Annotated in this window: 17 protein-coding genes; 12 read left to right on the forward strand and 5 right to left on the reverse strand. The window is 52.9% G+C overall.

Features of this window, described 5'->3' with window-relative positions:
• Positions 1-37: 37 nt before the first annotated feature.
• Together WMO24_RS06585 and WMO24_RS06590 are read right to left on the reverse strand one after the other, a co-directional pair.
• Positions 38-757: a response regulator gene (locus tag WMO24_RS06585; protein ID WP_349215536.1), complete on the reverse strand. Its 720-nt coding sequence runs from the start codon at positions 755-757 to the stop codon at positions 38-40.
• On the reverse strand, positions 754-2,538 hold the full coding sequence (locus tag WMO24_RS06590) for a sensor histidine kinase (protein ID WP_349215537.1): 1,785 nt from the start codon (positions 2,536-2,538) through the stop codon (positions 754-756). The genes WMO24_RS06585 and WMO24_RS06590 overlap by 4 nt, the downstream gene beginning before the upstream one ends.
• Positions 2,539-2,741: 203 nt before the next feature.
• Here WMO24_RS06590 and WMO24_RS06595 point away from each other — a divergent pair, with 203 nt between their 5' ends.
• The 9 genes from WMO24_RS06595 to WMO24_RS06635 all read left to right on the forward strand — a co-directional run bounded on the left by WMO24_RS06595 (position 2,742) and on the right by WMO24_RS06635 (position 11,070).
• Entirely contained in the window at positions 2,742-4,022 is a 1,281-nt protein-coding gene (locus WMO24_RS06595) for an ABC transporter substrate-binding protein (protein ID WP_349215538.1), read from the forward strand.
• A gap of 79 nt (positions 4,023-4,101) precedes the next feature.
• Positions 4,102-5,013, forward strand: coding sequence for a carbohydrate ABC transporter permease (locus tag WMO24_RS06600; RefSeq protein ID WP_349215539.1), 912 nt, complete (start codon positions 4,102-4,104; stop codon positions 5,011-5,013).
• Positions 5,013-5,858: a carbohydrate ABC transporter permease gene (locus tag WMO24_RS06605; RefSeq protein ID WP_349215540.1), complete on the forward strand. Its 846-nt coding sequence runs from the start codon at positions 5,013-5,015 to the stop codon at positions 5,856-5,858. The genes WMO24_RS06600 and WMO24_RS06605 overlap by 1 nt, the downstream gene beginning before the upstream one ends.
• Positions 5,859-5,871: 13 nt before the next feature.
• Entirely contained in the window at positions 5,872-6,585 is a 714-nt protein-coding gene (locus WMO24_RS06610; RefSeq protein ID WP_349215542.1) for a PIG-L deacetylase family protein, read from the forward strand.
• 19 nt (positions 6,586-6,604) lie between these two features.
• Entirely contained in the window at positions 6,605-7,456 is an 852-nt protein-coding gene (locus WMO24_RS06615) for an amidohydrolase family protein (RefSeq protein ID WP_349215543.1), read from the forward strand.
• Positions 7,457-7,460: 4 nt separating this feature from the next.
• The gene (locus tag WMO24_RS06620) at positions 7,461-8,474 is read left to right on the forward strand and encodes a zinc-dependent alcohol dehydrogenase (RefSeq protein ID WP_349215545.1); all 1,014 of its coding nucleotides are present in this window, start codon (positions 7,461-7,463) and stop codon (positions 8,472-8,474) included.
• Between the two features lie 11 nt (positions 8,475-8,485).
• A complete protein-coding gene (locus tag WMO24_RS06625) occupies positions 8,486-9,634 on the forward strand; it encodes a mandelate racemase/muconate lactonizing enzyme family protein (RefSeq protein ID WP_349215546.1) in 1,149 nt (382 codons plus the stop codon).
• A gap of 11 nt (positions 9,635-9,645) precedes the next feature.
• Complete coding sequence (locus tag WMO24_RS06630) at positions 9,646-10,392, forward strand: MBL fold metallo-hydrolase (RefSeq protein WP_349215547.1); 747 nt, start codon at positions 9,646-9,648, stop codon at positions 10,390-10,392.
• A 15-nt stretch (positions 10,393-10,407) separates the two neighbouring features.
• Entirely contained in the window at positions 10,408-11,070 is a 663-nt protein-coding gene (locus WMO24_RS06635; protein WP_349215548.1) for an RraA family protein, read from the forward strand.
• 61 nt (positions 11,071-11,131) lie between these two features.
• On the opposite strand, the gene WMO24_RS06640 is transcribed toward WMO24_RS06635, so the two are convergent.
• From WMO24_RS06640 to WMO24_RS06650, 3 genes are all read right to left on the reverse strand, one after another.
• Positions 11,132-12,028 carry a hypothetical protein gene (locus WMO24_RS06640; RefSeq protein ID WP_349215549.1) on the reverse strand — a complete coding sequence of 299 codons (897 nt, stop codon included), beginning with the start codon at positions 12,026-12,028 and terminating at the stop codon, positions 11,132-11,134.
• Entirely contained in the window at positions 12,025-12,504 is a 480-nt protein-coding gene (locus tag WMO24_RS06645; protein WP_349215550.1) for a sigma-70 family RNA polymerase sigma factor, read from the reverse strand. Before WMO24_RS06645 ends, WMO24_RS06640 begins: the two co-directional genes overlap by 4 nt.
• Before the next feature lie 144 nt (positions 12,505-12,648).
• A complete protein-coding gene (locus WMO24_RS06650; protein WP_349215551.1) occupies positions 12,649-14,586 on the reverse strand; it encodes a beta-galactosidase in 1,938 nt (645 codons plus the stop codon).
• Between the two features lie 357 nt (positions 14,587-14,943).
• Here WMO24_RS06650 and WMO24_RS06655 point away from each other — a divergent pair, with 357 nt between their 5' ends.
• The 3 genes from WMO24_RS06655 to bsh all read left to right on the forward strand — a co-directional run bounded on the left by WMO24_RS06655 (position 14,944) and on the right by bsh (position 16,795).
• Positions 14,944-15,120 (forward strand): 4Fe-4S binding protein, encoded by a 177-nt coding sequence (locus WMO24_RS06655; protein ID WP_349215552.1) that lies wholly within the window; start codon positions 14,944-14,946, stop codon positions 15,118-15,120.
• Positions 15,117-15,692: a 4Fe-4S binding protein gene (locus tag WMO24_RS06660; RefSeq protein ID WP_349215553.1), complete on the forward strand. Its 576-nt coding sequence runs from the start codon at positions 15,117-15,119 to the stop codon at positions 15,690-15,692. Before WMO24_RS06655 ends, WMO24_RS06660 begins: the two co-directional genes overlap by 4 nt.
• Before the next feature lie 104 nt (positions 15,693-15,796).
• The gene (bsh, locus tag WMO24_RS06665; RefSeq protein WP_349215554.1) at positions 15,797-16,795 is read left to right on the forward strand and encodes a choloylglycine hydrolase; all 999 of its coding nucleotides are present in this window, start codon (positions 15,797-15,799) and stop codon (positions 16,793-16,795) included.
• Positions 16,796-16,887: the final 92 nt, after the last annotated feature.

Here is a 16,887-nt window from a genome sequence, read left to right on the forward strand (position 1 = left end):
TTTGTAAAAGGTCCTGCACTTCCTTCAGACACTGGAATTAAGCAAGGTGCCGGAAATCGCGGCAGCGAAGAATCTCGTCCGACAACAGTTCGTGTTCCTCGCGCAAGTCCACAACCGGCAAAAAAAGTGTAAACAAGTAATTTAAGATGGTCTGTTTGGTGTATAGCGCACCGCCGATATACCGAAAAAGCGTTTGAATGCAGTACTCGGCCTGTTCGGCTTCTCCGGTACGGATGAACTCGAGCAGATCCCGTTTGGTGTGGTCAGGCGGAGCAAACAGATCTTCTTTCTCCTCGGACAGGATGCGGCTTTTGAATTGATACTCCGTTTCAAGATAATACTTTTGCTCCATGCCGCGCCACAGCAGTTTTTGCTTTTCGCTGCTTGCAATCCGGTCCCGGCATTTGAGAACACATTCCAGAATGTCGTTGGGGCGGCAGGGCTTCAGCAGATATTCAAAAACGCCATATTTGATAGCTGCTTGGGCATAGGCAAATTCATCGTGCCCGCTGAGGATAATGATTTCCCCTTCAAAGTGCTGTTCCGATAAGATTTTGGCCACTTGAATCCCATCGAGGAACGGCATCTGAATATCCAGCAGCAAAATGTCGGGATGCTCTTTTTGCACAATTTTCAAAACCTGCCGGCCGTTGGTGGCGTCTGTGCACAGGGTGATTTCGTTGTCCTGCCAGGGGATGATTCGGCGCAGGGCCAGCCGGATATTCTGGTCGTCTTCCGCAATCAGCAGCTTGGTCATGTCTTTTCCCTCCATAGCGGAATTGAAAGCAGGAATGTGGTACCTTGATGGGGTACGCTGTGAACCTCGATTTGATAATCTCCCTGATAGAGAATGTTCAGGCGTTCATGAATGTTATGGATGGCAGAGTAATGCCGACCGTCGGAAAGTTCCGTATTGGTGGAGATCGCTTTGGCCTGCTCGGGGGACATTCCCTGTCCATTGTCCTGGATTTGGAAATAGATTCGGTCGCCTCTCAGTTCGCCGGTGACACAAATATGCCCAACGCGGTCTTCCTTTTCAATTCCGTGGTAAACAGCATTTTCCACAAAAGGCTGCAGGATCAGTTTGGGGATTTTCTGGGAATGGATCTGTTCGTCTTTCAATTGTATCTCGTAATCAAATTTTTCTCCACATCGCAGTTTTTGCAGACGCATATATTGTTCCAAAAGCTTGAATTCATTGCCGACGGTGCTGAACGGCTCGCCTTTGCGCAGGCAGGCGCGAAAGACCTGTGAAAGAATCCAGACCATTTCCGCAATTTCTTCCTCACCGCGCATCTGCGCTTTCCAATAGATGGAATCCAGTGTGTTGTATAGAAAATGAGGATTGATCTGGCTTTCCAAAGCGTTCAGTTCCGCTTCCTTTTCACGAATCTGCAGTACATAAACTTTGTCGATCAGGGAAGACAGGTTTTGAAGCATCTTGTCATATCCCATGCCCAACTGACCGATTTCATCCCGGTATCGGAAAGAAACTTTCTGGCTGAAATCGCCCTCTTCCACCGAGCGCATGGCCACCAGCAGTTTGCGAATGGGGCGGATGATCAGATCGGTCGTCACCAGAAGAATGGGGAATACAATAATCAACGCAGAGACAACAAAGGGAACAATATAGTTGGAGGAATTGTTGATTCGATTCAACATCTCCTGAAGGGGGGCCATATACAGATACACCCAGCCGGTTTCTTCATCGGTCATGTGGCAGAGGAGCGCTGTGCTCTGGTTCCATTCAGTTGCCTGATATCCGTCCTCCTGCGCTGCGATGGATTGAATCTCCTCCGGGGTAAACGCGTCTGAAAAATCCAGGCCAAGGCTGGAGATTTCAACGCCGTCACTGTTGTAAATGGCAATTCCGCATTCCGAAGTGTCGATGCCGCGGCTGTATTCCTGGCGCAAAGCCGGTTCGCTGATTCCGACGACCATCAGGCCGATGTTTTCATAGGTATCATAGTCCCGAATCATGCGGACCATAAAAATACGATTGTAATGATTGTTGGCGGCAAACATATAAGTGTCCTCGGAGTTTTCCAGCCATACGGGACGCCCCTGCGCCTGCTCGGCCAGCCGGAAAAGTTCGGTTTCGATCAGTTCTGATTGGTCCGGCATGGTGAAGCGGCTGTCAATGGTGCGAATAAAAGGGGGGACTGCGCCTTTCAAATCACAGATGGACAAAGAGGATACAAAGCCGCGTGAAATGAGAAGATTGACGGCATCGCGCACGCTTGCATCCACATATTCTTTTTCTGTATCCGACGCGTTGCCGGAAGTGAGATAAGCCTGAATTTCGGGGCTTACAATCAGCTGGGCGCTCATGTCTTCCACTTCGCTGCGCATAAAGGAACTGTTGGCGTTGATCTGCGTCAACAGATTCAAATTGGCATTTCCGATGGTCTGGAGCGTGTTCTGGTAGACTACGCGCGCATTGTACAGATAAAAGGCAAAAGAAAACAGCAGCAGAAAACAGTAAAACAAAATCAGAAGTTTGTATTTAATGCTCAGGTTTAAATACCACTTTTTCAAGTAGCTCACATCCTCGCTGTTCGACATACTTCTATTAGATATTACCATAAAAATTAAATAATCTGAAAATAAAATATGCAGAACGCTCAAATTGCATAAAAATCCTCACCTTTTCAAAAAAATGACCTCTTTGTCTGAACCATCGAAAGCACTACAATAAAACCAGTGAAAACCCAGCACAAACACAAAAGGAGGCGCAGAAGATGAAAAAGTACATTCGAAGAATTTCCTTGGTTTTATCAGTTGCCATGTTGACCGCGCTGTTTGCAGGGTGTTCTTCATCCTCGGACGCAGGTGAAACAAGTCAAGCTTCTCAACAGGGAGACACCACCATTACAGTAGCCTTGATGTCCAACGACTGGCTGGATGCTGCGGAACAGATTGCGGCGGACTTTACGGCGAAGTATGGAATTAATGTAGAGTACACGCCGATGCCCGGTGAAGTTGAAGAGTACCTGCAGCCCAAAGCGGCAGCCGGTTCTCTGCCCGATGTAATGTCCATCAACGCGGGTTCCTTTGGTGCGGATCTGGCGGAGAACGATCTGATCATTGATTTGTCGGAAACCGATGCGGCAAAGAATATGCAGGAATCGCTGAAGCCGGTATTCACTTCGGAGTCCGGAAAGCTGTTTGGTATCGCTGGCGGTCTGTCCTCCACGTTGATTTATTACAACAAAGCGATGTTTGAGGATGCCGGCATCACGGAAGAACCCAAAAACTGGGATGAATTCCTGGAAGTATGCGAAAAGCTGAAGGCAAAAGGATATGCGCCGCTGGCGGTGGCCATGGGCGACGGTGCAATCTCCAACACTTGCTGGAGTACCGGCAATGCGGTGGAAATTGCCGCCACTAATCCGGATTATATCACAGAAATTGCCAATGGTACGTTTAATTTTGATACTCCCGAGCAGGCCCGTATCTTTGAGAGAGTCAAGATTTTGAACGACAACGGATATCTGCTGACCGGTTCTGTCAGCGCTATGGTCTCCACTCTGCTGGATTCGTTTAAGCAGGAGAAAGCGGCCATGTGCTTCCAGGGCATCTGGATGGCCGGTTCGTTTATGGAAAGCCCCTTTGAAGTGGGCATGATGGTTCCGCCTTGGAATATGGAGGGACAGTCTCAGGCAGTGGTACTGGGCACTGAAACCGGCTTCGCCGTTGCAAAAGGTCCGAACGAAGAAGCTGCGATCAAGTTTGTCAATTACATTGCCAATGAGGAAGGCTTCTACACCTATCAGCAGGCCCGCGGAAGTATTCCGTCTTTGATCGAATACGACGAGAGCAAAGTAAAGATGGAAGACACCGTGAAAGAATATGTGGATCGGCTGCTCGATATTGAAGTAACAGGCGCTTATTGGTTTGAAACCCTGCCGCCGTCCGTTTATGCACGCCTGCCGCAAACCTTCCAGCAGGTTGCAACCGGAGAAATTACCCCCGAGGATGCTGCGGCCACATTACAAGAGTTGTACACTACACAGTCCTGACGTGTTTTGCCGCCGCTCCGGCCTTCCGAAGGGAGGGGCACCGGAGCGGCTTTATTTTGGAAAGGAGGTGCCGCAATAGATGAAACATTTTCCATGTCCAAAACTTCTGCGGCGTAATTCCACTTCGAAACTGGTCAGTGCATCGCTGTTTGTGCTTCCAGCCCTGATCCTGGTACTTGTTTTTTCCATCTATCCGGTGCTGATGTCTTTCCGTTACAGCTTTACCGACTGGAACGGCGTTTCCGCTGATTATGCTTTTGTGGGGTTTGACAACTACAAAAACGTGATTTCTTCGGATGAATTTAAGACGTTGTTTTTCAACACGTTCTATCTCATTATTCTGTACGTTCCGGTTTTGAACATTTTGGCCATTTTCTTTTCCGTTATCATTTACGACATCGGAAGAGCCGCCAATATCTACAAGGTGATTTTGTTTCTGCCCAACATTGTCTCCATGGTCGTAGTCGGATTTATCTGGCGCACGATTTACAATCCGGCCACAGGACCGCTTGCCTATCTGCTGAACGCATTAGGCTGTGAGAATCTTGTACAGGACTGGCTGGGACAGAAGGAGACTGTAATGCCGGCTCTGAGCGTTTCCATTATATGGTATGCGGTCGGTTTCTATGTTTTGATTTATCTGGGTGGTCTGTCGACTGTGCCCAACGAACTGTATGAGGCCGCGGCAGTGGATGGAATTACCTGGTGGCAGAAACTGTTCCGCATCACACTTCCAATGATTTCTCAGTCCATCACCATCAACATCATTGTTTCCACTATTGCAATTCTGACGCTGTTCGATTTGCCCTACGTGCTGACTCAGGGCGGCCCGGGCTATGCTTCACAGACCATGGCACTGATGTCCTATCAGTACGCGTTCAAAGCGATGTCGCAGGGCAAGGCAATGGCGCTGGCTGTTATGCTTACGCTGATCACCATTTTGTTCGCTGTCTGCGAGCTGTTCCTGCTGAACCGGAAGGAGGACCGCTGATGAAACTGGGATTGAAACAAAAAAAGCGGCTTCGCGTTGTCCTGACCAATGGACTGATGATTCTGGTGATGCTTTTTTATCTTCTTCCGTTTTGGTATGTGATCAACAATGCGCTGAAAGATCCTTATTACATCAACATTGAGCCCTTTGTTCTTCGCCCGGAAACCTTTACCTTTGGAAACATCGTGTCAGCGTTTTCCAAAATGGATTATGTGGCCACTTTTTTGAACAGCCTGTGTGTTCTGGTTTTGTCCTGCCTGCTGTTCATTGTGCTGGGCTCGATGACGGCGTATGGCATTTACATTGGAAATAACCGCGTGTTCAACGGAATGTATGTGCTGTTTGTGGCCTTGATCTCGCTGCCCTTCCAGGCGGCGATGGTACCGCTGGTGTCCCTGTTGAAAACTCTGTCTTTGTCCGACAGCTTCTTGGGCCTGGCGCTGATTTATGCCTCCATGTTCATGCCGTTCATTGTCTTTTTGTACACGGGCTTTATCCGAACGATTCCCAAGGAATTGATGGAATCCGCCCGAATCGACGGATGCAGCTACCTGCAGGCATATACACGCATTTACATGCCGCTGCTGAAAACCATTACAGGAATTGTGCTGGTTTTGCGCGGTGTGTATGTGTGGAACGACCTTCAGGTTCCGCTGATCGTGATCAACGAACCGTCGCGCCAGACGCTTCAGCAGCGCCTGTATGTGTTTGCACAATCCCGAATCGGCAATTTTGATTTGATTTTTGCCGGTGCAGTGATCGTCTGCATTCCCATGGTTGCACTGTTTTTACTGATGCAGAAATCGTTTATTCGCGGCGTGATGGCCGGAAGCGTCAAGGGATAAGGAGGCTTTTGCAATGAATGTCGTATCTGTGATGGCCCATCAGGACGATGAGCTGATGTGTCTGGGAACCATGCTGAAAATGAAGCAGCGGGGCGATTCCATTCACTTCATCTGCCTGACCTGCGGAGAGACCGGAATGGTTCATCATCCGGAAATGAGCGCGCAGGAAGCGGCGGAATACCGCCGACGGGAAATGACCGCAATGGTAGAGGCGGCAGGCGGGACTTATCAGTGCCTTGGATTTGAAGATGAATTTCTGTATGACACCCGCGAAACACGGTACGCTCTGATCGGAGCACTGCGGAACGTTAAGGCGGATGTGATTTTTACCCACAATGAGACGGATTACAATCTGGACCACATGACCGTGAACCGTTTGGTGCGGCAATGTGCCATGCAGATGGCTTTTCCCATGATCAAAACGTCGTCACCGGCCACCTCGGATTTTCCCGCGGTCTTTCAGGTGGAACCCGCCAGCGGCTGTGAATTTTCGCCCAGCCACTGGGTGGATATCAGCGATGTGATCCAGGAAAAAATCCGGCTGGCCAATTTCCATCAAAGCCAGGATGAGGCATTCCGCGCCGGATTCGGTGAAGATTATGGCATTGGCGCCTGGATGTGCGGAATTTCCAGCCATCGTGGTGAACAGTGCGGAGCAGCACATGCAGAGGCGTTCCGCCCCATGTATTCGCGCGGCTTCATCAAAGGATACTCCATTCTTCCCTGAACGATGAGGTGACGATGTTATGCTGATTGATATTCACACACATTTTGTGCGCTGTCCGGATGATTTTACGGAACCGTTTTTCAGTGATCTGGAGCGGTGCGGCATTCCGGTTTCCTCCTGGAGCTACGGAGAGGAGGAGTATCTGGCAGGGACCAGCGCAGCGGATAAAGTAGTGGTGTTCGGGCTCAATGCCCGGAAAACCGGCTGGGGCGCTCAGAACCAGCGCGTGGTGGAACTGGTGCAACGGCACCCTGAAAAATATATTTTTTTCACATCCATTGACCCCACTGCGCCGGATTTTATGGAGCAGCTTCAAAATGACCATCAGAATCTGCATTGCAAAGGGGTAAAACTGGGGCCGATTTACCAGGGGCTTCACCCGTTGTCTCCGCAGTATTATCAGATTTATGAGTATTGCGAAAAACATCACTTGCCAATCATAACACACATGGCAACGACGTTTTCTTCGGGAGTCCCACTGGAATATGCCCGGCCGGTGCACATGGACCGGGTTGCGTGCGACTTCCCGGAGCTGAAAATTGTACTGGCGCATCTGGGCCATCCCTGGATCGATGAATGCATTGCAGCCATTCGCCATCAGCCGAATCTGTATGCGGATATTTCCGCGCTGTACTACCGGCCCTGGCAGTTCTACAACGCGCTGCTGTCCGTGCAGGAATACGGTGCGGGTCATAAACTTTTGTTCGGCTCGGATTTTCCGGCAACCACTACGGCCGATTCTGTGGCGGGCCTTCGAAATGTGAATCAAATTGCCATTCGCGCCGGCCTTCCACAGATATCCGAGGAACTGATCGAGGGCATTCTGCATAGAAATTCCCTCGCCATTTTGGGGATTGATCAGGAGGAATAATCACATGAAAGCTCTTGCGTTTTACGGCACGCGGGATCTGCGGATGGAAGAGCGTGCCATACCTGTCCCGGCGGAGGACGAGATCCTGGTGCGCACCCGTGCCGCCACCATCTGCACTTCCGATATCAACGATCTCAAATACAATACCTTTGGCCTGCCTGTTTCCACCATTATGGGACATGAGGGAAGCGGCGATGTGGTTTCTGTCGGCAGCAAAGTGCAGAACATTCAACCGGGTGACCGGGTGACGGCACATCCGGTGATGCCCTGCGGAAAATGCGATTCCTGCCGCCGGGGGCTGCCGCATCTGTGCGACGATATGACCCATCTGGGGCTGAACAAAGGCGGCGTATTTGCAGAGTATTTCTGCATCCGCGCCGACCGTGTGCGGAAAATCCCCGAAGGGATGGACTACGCGCTGGCGAGCCTGATGGAGCCGGTTTGTGTATGCCTGGAAGCGGTAGAGCGGGCGGCGGTCCAGCCGGGAGGAAATGTGCTGATTTTGGGGGACGGCCCTTTTGGCATTCTCACTGCAAAGCTGGTGCAGAGCCGTCGTCCCGGATGCGTGGTTGTGACAGGTCGGCATGATTTTCGTCTGAAGCATGCCACACATGCAGTCGGAATCAACGAAAAGGCTGCCCCGGACATTCAGGAAGCCATTCTTGCCGCCAGCGGAGGTGAGGGAATGGACAGTGCGATTCTCTGCGCGGGAAATGCGCAGGCGGTGAACACGGCCATTCAATGCCTGCGGGCGCGCGGGACGCTGGCGATTTTCTCGGTGGTTTCTCCCATGCCGGACATTGATCTGTTCCGTGTGCATGTGAAGGAATTGAATTTGTGTGGGTGCTGCAACGACAATGACTATCTGGATCAGGCAATTCAGCTGCTGGCAGACCCGGCACTCCGGCTGGAAGAGGTAATCACGCACCGCCTGCCTTTTGCAGAGTGGGAGCGCGCATTCCACCTGGCTGAGTTCGGAAAAGACGAAGCACTGAAGGTTACGCTGACGTTTGATTGAGGAGGCGCGATATGAAAATTACCGATGTAGAGGGAATTGTCTTGCAATCGCCCGAAAAGTATCTCAATCCCACCGGCAGTGAAGAAGCTCCCGGAGTGGCCTATTGCTTCCTGATCAAGGTGAGCACCGATGAGGGGATCACCGGATGGTCCGATGTGGAGACCGCGCCGCAGATTGCGCAGTCACTGATCGCATCACCGCGCACAGGCTGCGATATGATGGAGGGCATTCGGGAGCTGGTGATCGGACAGGATCCCTTTGATGTGGAAGCGCTGTGGGATAAATTGTATTTGGGCACTGCCTATTACGGCCGCCGCGGCGTGGCAATTCAGGTCATGTCTGGTTTTGACATCGCCTGCCATGACATCATCGGAAAGGCAATCCATCGTCCGGTACATAAAATTCTGGGCGGCGCGAGGCGTGAACAAGTCCGGGCCTATGCGTCCACATTGTTCCGGCCGCGCCCCGACGATATGCGCCGGGCTTGTGAGTTCTACCTCTCCAAAGGATTCACCGCCATCAAGTTTGGATGGGGCGTGTTCGGGCAGGACCCGAAAAACGACATCGCTTTGGTGAAAGCCGCACGGGAAACCATCGGAAAAGATGTGGCTCTCATGGTGGATGCCGGCTGGAAGGTTTCCCGCAGTGCAGAGGACGCAGCCCGGCTGGTGCGCGAACTGGAAGTGTATGACGTGTACTGGCTGGAGGACTTCCTGCATCCGGAAAACTACGAGGGATATGCGCGTGTGAAAGCGGCAGGCAGTAAGGTGCGTCTGGCGGCCGGCGAGCAGGAGGCGACAGGATGGGGCTTCCGCCGCCTGATTCAGGAAGGCAAAATCGATGTGGCGCAGCCTGATTTGACGCGCTGCGGCGGCTTTACTCAGTTCCGCAAAATTATGTGGGAGGCGGAATACGCAGGAATCGATGTATGTCCGCACGCCTGGCTGACGGACCTTTTGACCGCTGCCAGTCTCCATGCGAACGCGGTTCTGCCCAGGAGTCTCTTCCTGGAGTACAATGTGAGTTCCAGCCCCATGCTGCGCGATATCATTGAAAATCCCATTCAGATGAATGCAAACGGCATGATGGACGTTCCGCAGGGGGACGGTTTGGGAATCCGGATCAATGAGCAGGCGGTGGAAAAATATCGTATCAACTGAGGAGGCGGCAGATGTTTACGGAAAATCGGACGGATGAAGCGCATGCTGCGCTGTGGTTTTTGGGGCAGGCCGGTTTTTTGCTGCAAAGCGGTGAACAGAAGATTTTGATTGACCCGTACCTCAGCGACAGTGTGGGGAAAAGCGATCCGCGGTTCACCAGAACGTACCCGGTCCCCGTGGATGCGGCTGAGTTGGATGCAAATTTGTATCTGGTGACCCACGATCATCTGGATCATCTGGACCCGGAGACGATTGCGCGTTATCCGCACAAGGACCGAACGGTCTTTGTGGCCCCGCGGTTTGCGGCCCGGCGCCTGGAGGAGCTGGGCGTGCCCCGTGCGAACATCCGCGTGGTGGATCACGGCGAAAAATGTGAGGTCAACGGCGTGAAAATTCAGGGCGTGTTTGCCCTTGCGACCGGTCGTGATGTGCTGGATACCACGGGATACCGGGTGGAGCTTCCCAACGGAAAGAGCATCTATCACACATCCGACACGGCGTTCTGTTCGCTGGTTCTGGAAGACGCACCCTATGCGGATGTTCTTCTGGTCTGCATCAACGGGAAGTGCGGCAATCTGAATGTGGAGCAGGCGGTGCAGCTGACGGAGAAGGTTTCCCCGCAGTTTGTGGTGCCCATGCATCACGACGTGATGGCATTGAATGCAGAAAACCCGGAAGCTTTTCGTTACTTTTGTGCCGTGCGCGGTTTGGAAGACCGCTGCCGGATTTTGAAACCCATGGAAAAACTTGAATGGTAAAAGGAGAGAACCGCAATGACTGATTTGGAAAAATTCACATGGATCAAAGAGCATCTGTACGTTCCTGTGGTTTGTGATATTCTCGACCAGCTGGGGTACCGGCATCAGGCCATGCATCAGCGTCTGCGCCCGCTGGACCCGCAGAACTGCACGTTTGTGGGCCGGGCACGTACCTTCCGTTGGCTGGAGACGGATTATATCGTCAAAGAGAACCCCTACGGCAAAGAAATTGAGGCCATGGACAGCTTGACGGAATATGATGTGGCGGTGCATTCCACAGACAGTGGCGGCACCAACGCTCCCTGGGGCGAATTGATGTCCACTGCCGCCAAAATGCGCGGCGCGGTCGGTTGCATTTGCGACAGCCAGATCCGCGATTGCATGCGGATCATCAAAATGGGCTTCCCGGTGTTCTATGCGGGGATTCGCCCGCTGGACAGCCAGGGCCGCGGCCTTGTGGTGGACTATGACGTGCCGGTGCGCTGCGGCGACGTGCTCGTAAATCCCGGCGATATGATTTATGCGGATTTCGACGGCGTAGTAGTGATTCCCCGGGAAGTGGAAGATCGCGTGTTTGAACTGGCCCGCGAAAAAGCAGAGCGGGAAAATGTGTCTCGCAAAGAACTGCTGGAAGGAAAATCGCTGGCAGAAGTGTACGAAAAGTACGGCGCACTGTAAGAACAATGAAAAACGCCCAACACAGAACTCTGTGTTGGGCGTTTTTAATGAAATTGTACGTTTAAGTGAGCGCCGCGGAAAGCCCGAGTTCGTTTACCAGCTCTTTCATTTCGCCCAGTGTATAGGCGGTGGTGTAGAATTGTACCGAGCGGTGCCCGGAGTAGGCGCTGGCCCACACCTGCCCGTCGTAGGAGAGAAGCAGAACGTCCACGCCGTCATCGGTGGTGAACAGTTCCGATTCGTCATAGGCATCGTTCAAAATGTATTCGGGTTCTCCATAGTCCCAGGTGGAATCATACACCCAGTTCAGAGTCAGGCGTTTTCCGGCGTCCGAAGTATAACCGAGGTGCACTTTCATGCAGAGAGGCTGCTTGCTGCCTGCGTCCCGGATGATGGTGACCAGCTGGCCGCCGGTGTCCGGCGCCATTGCTTTCGCCAGTGCGGTCAGGTCCCAGTCCAGAAGACCGGGCTGCTCAATGCCGCCGGCAAAATCCGGTGAAGCGCGGTACTCGGTGACAATGTCGCCGTAGGTATCACTGTAACATTGAGCGGTCCGCCAGCGCTGGGCTCCATTTTCACCTGCATCGAGCACCGTTTCTTCGTCAAATAATCCGGTGCTCAGTGCGCGTTCCACATATTCAGCGGAAGTTTCCATGTCCTTGCTTTCTTCTGCAGAGCTGGGAATCGCCACCGCTACCGCATTGCCCGGATGCGCCTGTGAATACTGAGCGGTCAGCGCTTCCAGCGTATCGAAGAAAAAGACTTCACGATTGTTCAGCACATAGTCTGCTCCGAATGCGGTGACGGTCAGTGCTGCCGCAAGGATGGCGGCAACCAGAAGCGTGCGGGCCGGCCGCAGAAAAGAAATGCGTGCGGGACCGGTGCGATTTAAAATGGTTTCCAGCGTATGTTCTTCTGCGTGTAGCGGGGAAAATGCCTGCTGAATCGCTTTTTTCATAAAGATACCTCCTCGGATAAGGTCTGTTTCAACTGTTCACGTCCGCGTTTCAGGCGTGTGCCCACGGTACCGCGGGGAAGTTTCAGCACTTGTGAGATCTCTTCGATGGAATAGCCCTCGTAGTAGTACAGAAAGATCACGATTCGATATTTCGGCCCAAGAGCCATCACCGCATCGAACAGTCCGCTGGCTTCCGGCTGTTCAAAGACCAGCGTGTTGGCGTAATCGGTGAAATCTTCCGTTCGCCACCAGGGCGAGCGCCAATACTTCTTGCATTCATTGATGGTCACCCGGACCAGCCAGTGCCTTACATGCTCTTCGCTTTCGAAAATTTTGTCGGTTTCATACAGGCGCAAAAGGACAGTTTGTGTGACGTCATCGGCATCCGCCCGGCTTTTCAGCCAGCTGAAGGCAAGGCGGAAAAGATCGTCCATGTACCGCTGTGCCCGTTGAATAAAAAGGTCTTTTTCAGGCATTGTTTTGTCTCCTTACGAAAAGCTTTTCATCATGAATATCCGCGACGGCGCTTGTTTTTTTCATTTTAGCCGCACCCAAACATTTGTCAACGGAGAAAAGACAAAAATCCCCCGCTTGTGCAGACGCACAAGCGGGGGATTTTGTCAGAAGGAAAGGATGGCCACGCCGAACGGTTCCAGGGAAACGCCCAGTGTATCCACCGAATGATCGTTGTGATTGATCAGAAAACGCAGCGTGCGCGTTTGGCCCTTGCGCACTACGGACTCCACTCCTTCCGGAAGGGAGAGAGGCACGAGCCCGGCCCGTTTCATGGCCTGGTGCAACAGGCTGGTGAGAGTGGCTTCATCCGGGGTGGTACCCAGATAATAGGCTGCTCCCTGGCCGAAGGAATTGCAGGTCACTGCGGCAAAGTCACGGTAAAAAGCATCATCGTAGCGGTACAGCACCTGTGCAGTGGTAGGTGCGATCATATCCCGGAACACTCCGGCCGTGGCGCAGCGATCCTGCCCGCGCAGGGGGATGCAGTCCCATTCCTGCACGCTTTCCGTCTCCTCCACCACCAAACCCAGCAAATCGTCGCAATCCACCGGAATGACCTTGCCGAAGGTCAGGTTGTTGTCACGATCCTTGACGGCCGTGCGGTACGTGACTACCGCCACGCCCCCCGCGGCCACATACGCTTTCAGGCGCTGAGCAAAGTCCGGGTCGGTCACGATCATATGGGGAATCACAACCAGGCGGTACTTTGAAAAATCCATCCGGGCGGGAATCACATCCACCGTTTGCCCGGCTTTGAAAAAAACACTGTGCAGACGCTTCATCTCCCGTTCACAGTCAAGGAGAAGGCTCTGCTGCTGGATGCGGAAGGAAGCCAGCGAGTCGTAATCGTACAGAATGGCCACATCGCTGGGGATCGGTGCCGAGAGAACATCCTCGTACTCGCGCACGGTCTGAAAGAAGTTTTGGGCCTCAAAGAAGCGCCGGCGGGGAATGTTGTCAGCATCCAGCAGACCGTAGCAGAACTGTTCAGCACCTTTGGTGGCGCCCCGGTAGCGAAAATAGATCAGGCTGTCGCAGCCGTGTGCCATGGCCTGCCAACTCCACATTTTCGCCTGGCCCGGACGGGGGAGAAAGCCGGTGATGTCATGTCCCTGCGCACCCATGATTGCCTCGGTGACCCAGAAATTTTCCCGGCGCAGGCCGCGAATGTAGTCCAGCCCGAAAGCAATCTCGCTGGGGAGCAGGGGTTCTTTCTGGCCGCCCCAGACCGGGTAGTTGTTGTAAGCGACCCGGTCCAGCTTTTTTGAAACATCGGAGTAGTCCACGTGTTTGGTCAAACCGCCGCCCGGGAAGTCGTGGATGACCGTGCACCCGGGAATCTCCCGGTGAAGAATTTCAGTCTGCAGATTGGCAAACGAAACGATGTTTTCGCTGCAGAAACGTTCCCAATCCAGCCGAAGCGCGGGGTTGTGCGTGGTGATGGTGGGGGCGGGCAGCGGAATTTCATCAAACCGGTTGTACTCCTGACTCCAGAAAGCGGTACCATAGGTCTCGTTGAGAAGATAGATGTCTCCGCCGAATTTGCGGTTCAGGTATTGCTGGAAGGCATCCCGGCAGCGGGGGCACCAGCACAGATCACTGCCCTCATGTCCCAGTTCGTTGTCGACCTGCCAGGCGACAATGGCCTTTTCGTTTCGATAGTGCCGCGCCAGCTTTGTGACGATTTTTTTGCAGTATTCCCGGTAGACCGCACTGCTGAAACAGTAGGTGTGGCGGCCGCCAAAAACCCGGGGCGCACCGTCTTCAAACTGGGACAGAACGTCGGGGTATTTGTCGATCAGCCAGGCGGGGGGAGTTGCGGTAGGGGTACCGAAAATGATCTGCAATCCTTTTTTCTTGGCAAGGTCGATCACACCGTCGAAAAAGGAGAAGTCATAAGCCCCCTCCTGCGGTTCCATGCGGTGCCAGGCAAATTCGCCGATGCGGATCACATTGCATCCAAGTTCTACAATGCGGTCCATGTCTGCTTCCATGCAGGAAGGAGCCCATTGCTCCGGATAGTAGTCAACGCCGAGTAACATAACACTGCTCCTTTTGGCTTATTGTGCCTTTTCCTCTTCGCTTCAGCGGGAACCGTGCTCCAGTAGGGAATACCTGTCACGGTGTGCATCATGCCCCGAAGGATGTGCATACTTTCCCGCAAATTGCCGGATGTTCTTTCTTTGAATTTTACTACTTTTCAATAGAAAATCAATAATATTTAGTAAATTCTTTAGTAAATATTTTCTGGCTTTTTTTGTGCTTTTTTCCAAAAAGCCTTCCCGAAAGTCTGGGCCCAGTGTGATTTTGTCACAGAGCGGTCCGTCTGCATTTGGTATGCTCTTTTTACCAATCAGGAAAGGGTGAAGGCTTTGGCGGCCAAAAGACGAAAAGCGTTTGTGGACCAGGGGCTTTGTGTGGCCTGCGGATGCTGTGTGAAGGTGTGTCCGCTTTCGGCGATTCAGGTGGAGCGGGGATGCTACGCACAGGTGGATATTCAAAAGTGTGTAGGCTGCGGAAAGTGCGTGCGGGAATGTCCGGCCAGCGTGGTGGAACTGCGGGAGATGCCGGTATGAAAAAACACTGGTACGATTATCTGTGGGTAGTTTCTCTGGTCTATCTGATTTTAGGCTTTTTCAATATTCTGTTTGCCTGGCTGGGCCTTTTCTGCTTCTTTCTGCCGCTGTTATTCGCAGCGCGCGGCAGCAAGGGATACTGCAACCGCTATTGCGGCCGGGGCCAGCTGTTTGAGCTGTTGGGTGGTCGATTCGGGCTGTCCCGCCGCCGGGATGTTCCCAGCTGGATGAAGTCCAAGGTGTTCCGTTACGGGTTTCTGGTGTTCTTTTTTGTCATGTTTTTTGCAATGTTGTGGAACACCTGGCTTGTGTTCGCCGGGGTGCGGTCACTGGGACAGGCGGTCACGGTTTTGTGGACCTTCCGCCTGCCGTGGCACTGGGCATATCACGGAACGCTGTTCCATCCGGGAGTGGCACAGTTCGCGTTCGGGTTTTACAGCGTCATGCTTACATCCACCATCCTGGGGCTTGTGACCATGGTGCTTTTCAAGCCGCGTTCCTGGTGCGTGTACTGCCCCATGGGAACCATGACCCAGCTGATCTGCAAGGCGCGCAAGACAGAGCGGGCGTGAGAACTTTGCGGCTGAATTGGGCAAAAATCGTTGTGCAGGCAACTGATTTTTGATGAAGAATGGGATATAATGAAAAAAGAAATTATGGGAAGAAGGAGATTATTATGTGTACCAGCATTTCTTTTCCCGCGCACGCCCTGTTTGGCCGAACTCTGGATCTGGAAACATCTTTTGGAGAACAGGTCGTGGTCACGCCACGCAACTATGCCTTTCATTTTCATCATCGCCCGTCGGTTTCCAATCATTTCGCCATGATCGGAATGGCCAGCGTGGTGAACCAGGTTCCTCTGTATGCCGAGGCGGCCAATGAAAAGGGTTTGTATATGGCCGGGCTGAATTTTCCGGGCAACGCTTTCTATTTTGAACAAACCGACCCCGGTCGCGAAAATCTGGCGCCTTACGAGCTGATCCCGCTGGTGCTGGGCACATGCGCCACGCTGGCACAGGCACGCCGCCTTTTGGAGAATGTCCACCTCACCGCGGAACCCTTTGCGCCGGGATACCCGGCGGCGCCGCTTCATTGGCATATTGCAGATGCAACCGGTTCTCTGGTGGCCGAACCCATGGACGATGGCCTTCATCTATATGAAAATCCGGCAGACGTGTTGACCAACAATCCGCCGTTTCCGTTTCAGCTGATGAATCTCAACAATTACCAGACGCTCTCCCCAAACCCGCCGGAAAATCACTTTGCACCGGCGCTGGATCTGCGCACTTACGGGCAGGGAATGGGGGCCATCGGGCTTCCGGGCGATACCTCTCCCATGTCCCGATTTGTGCGGGCCGCCTTTTTACGGGGAAACGCTGTGATGGACATGGATGACCCCGTGCGCATCGAACAGTTTTTCCATGTGCTGGGCGGCGTGTCCATGGTGCGCGGCAGCGTGATCACGCCCGAAGGCAAGAATGACGAAACGCGGTATGCCTGCTGCATTGACGGGGCATGCGGTGTGTATTATTACAAAACCTATGAAAACAGCCGCATCAATGCCGTCTCGCTGTTTGAAGAGGATCTGGATGGTGAGCAGCCGCAGCTGTTCCCGCTGGTACGCGGCCCTCAGATCCACTTTGTAAATAAGCCGCGCGGTTCCGATACGCTGTAAAGAAGAGCAAGCGCTCCACCCCTTTGAGGGTGGAGCGCTTTTGTTTGTGGACAAAAAGAAAACATTTGCGTATTTACTTGACTAAGTCAAGT

The organism is Ruthenibacterium intestinale, assembly GCF_040096265.1.
Taxonomy (GTDB): domain Bacteria; phylum Bacillota; class Clostridia; order Oscillospirales; family Ruminococcaceae; genus Ruthenibacterium; species Ruthenibacterium komagatae.

Coding starts and splice junctions, on each gene's coding strand:
- WMO24_RS06605 (WP_349215540.1), top strand. CDS start 5,013: ATGAAACTGGGATTGAAACAAAAAAAGCGGCTTCGCGTTGTCCTGACC.
- WMO24_RS06610 (WP_349215542.1), top strand. CDS start 5,872: ATGAATGTCGTATCTGTGATGGCCCATCAGGACGATGAGCTGATGTGT.
- WMO24_RS06645 (WP_349215550.1), bottom strand. CDS start 12,504: ATGCCTGAAAAAGACCTTTTTATTCAACGGGCACAGCGGTACATGGAC.
- WMO24_RS06585 (WP_349215536.1), bottom strand. CDS start 757: ATGACCAAGCTGCTGATTGCGGAAGACGACCAGAATATCCGGCTGGCC.
- WMO24_RS06595 (WP_349215538.1), top strand. CDS start 2,742: ATGAAAAAGTACATTCGAAGAATTTCCTTGGTTTTATCAGTTGCCATG.
- WMO24_RS06660 (WP_349215553.1), top strand. CDS start 15,117: ATGAAAAAACACTGGTACGATTATCTGTGGGTAGTTTCTCTGGTCTAT.
- WMO24_RS06640 (WP_349215549.1), bottom strand. CDS start 12,028: ATGAAAAAAGCGATTCAGCAGGCATTTTCCCCGCTACACGCAGAAGAA.
- bsh (WP_349215554.1), top strand. CDS start 15,797: ATGTGTACCAGCATTTCTTTTCCCGCGCACGCCCTGTTTGGCCGAACT.
- WMO24_RS06625 (WP_349215546.1), top strand. CDS start 8,486: ATGAAAATTACCGATGTAGAGGGAATTGTCTTGCAATCGCCCGAAAAG.
- WMO24_RS06650 (WP_349215551.1), bottom strand. CDS start 14,586: ATGTTACTCGGCGTTGACTACTATCCGGAGCAATGGGCTCCTTCCTGC.
- WMO24_RS06600 (WP_349215539.1), top strand. CDS start 4,102: ATGAAACATTTTCCATGTCCAAAACTTCTGCGGCGTAATTCCACTTCG.
- WMO24_RS06635 (WP_349215548.1), top strand. CDS start 10,408: ATGACTGATTTGGAAAAATTCACATGGATCAAAGAGCATCTGTACGTT.
- WMO24_RS06630 (WP_349215547.1), top strand. CDS start 9,646: ATGTTTACGGAAAATCGGACGGATGAAGCGCATGCTGCGCTGTGGTTT.
- WMO24_RS06620 (WP_349215545.1), top strand. CDS start 7,461: ATGAAAGCTCTTGCGTTTTACGGCACGCGGGATCTGCGGATGGAAGAG.
- WMO24_RS06615 (WP_349215543.1), top strand. CDS start 6,605: ATGCTGATTGATATTCACACACATTTTGTGCGCTGTCCGGATGATTTT.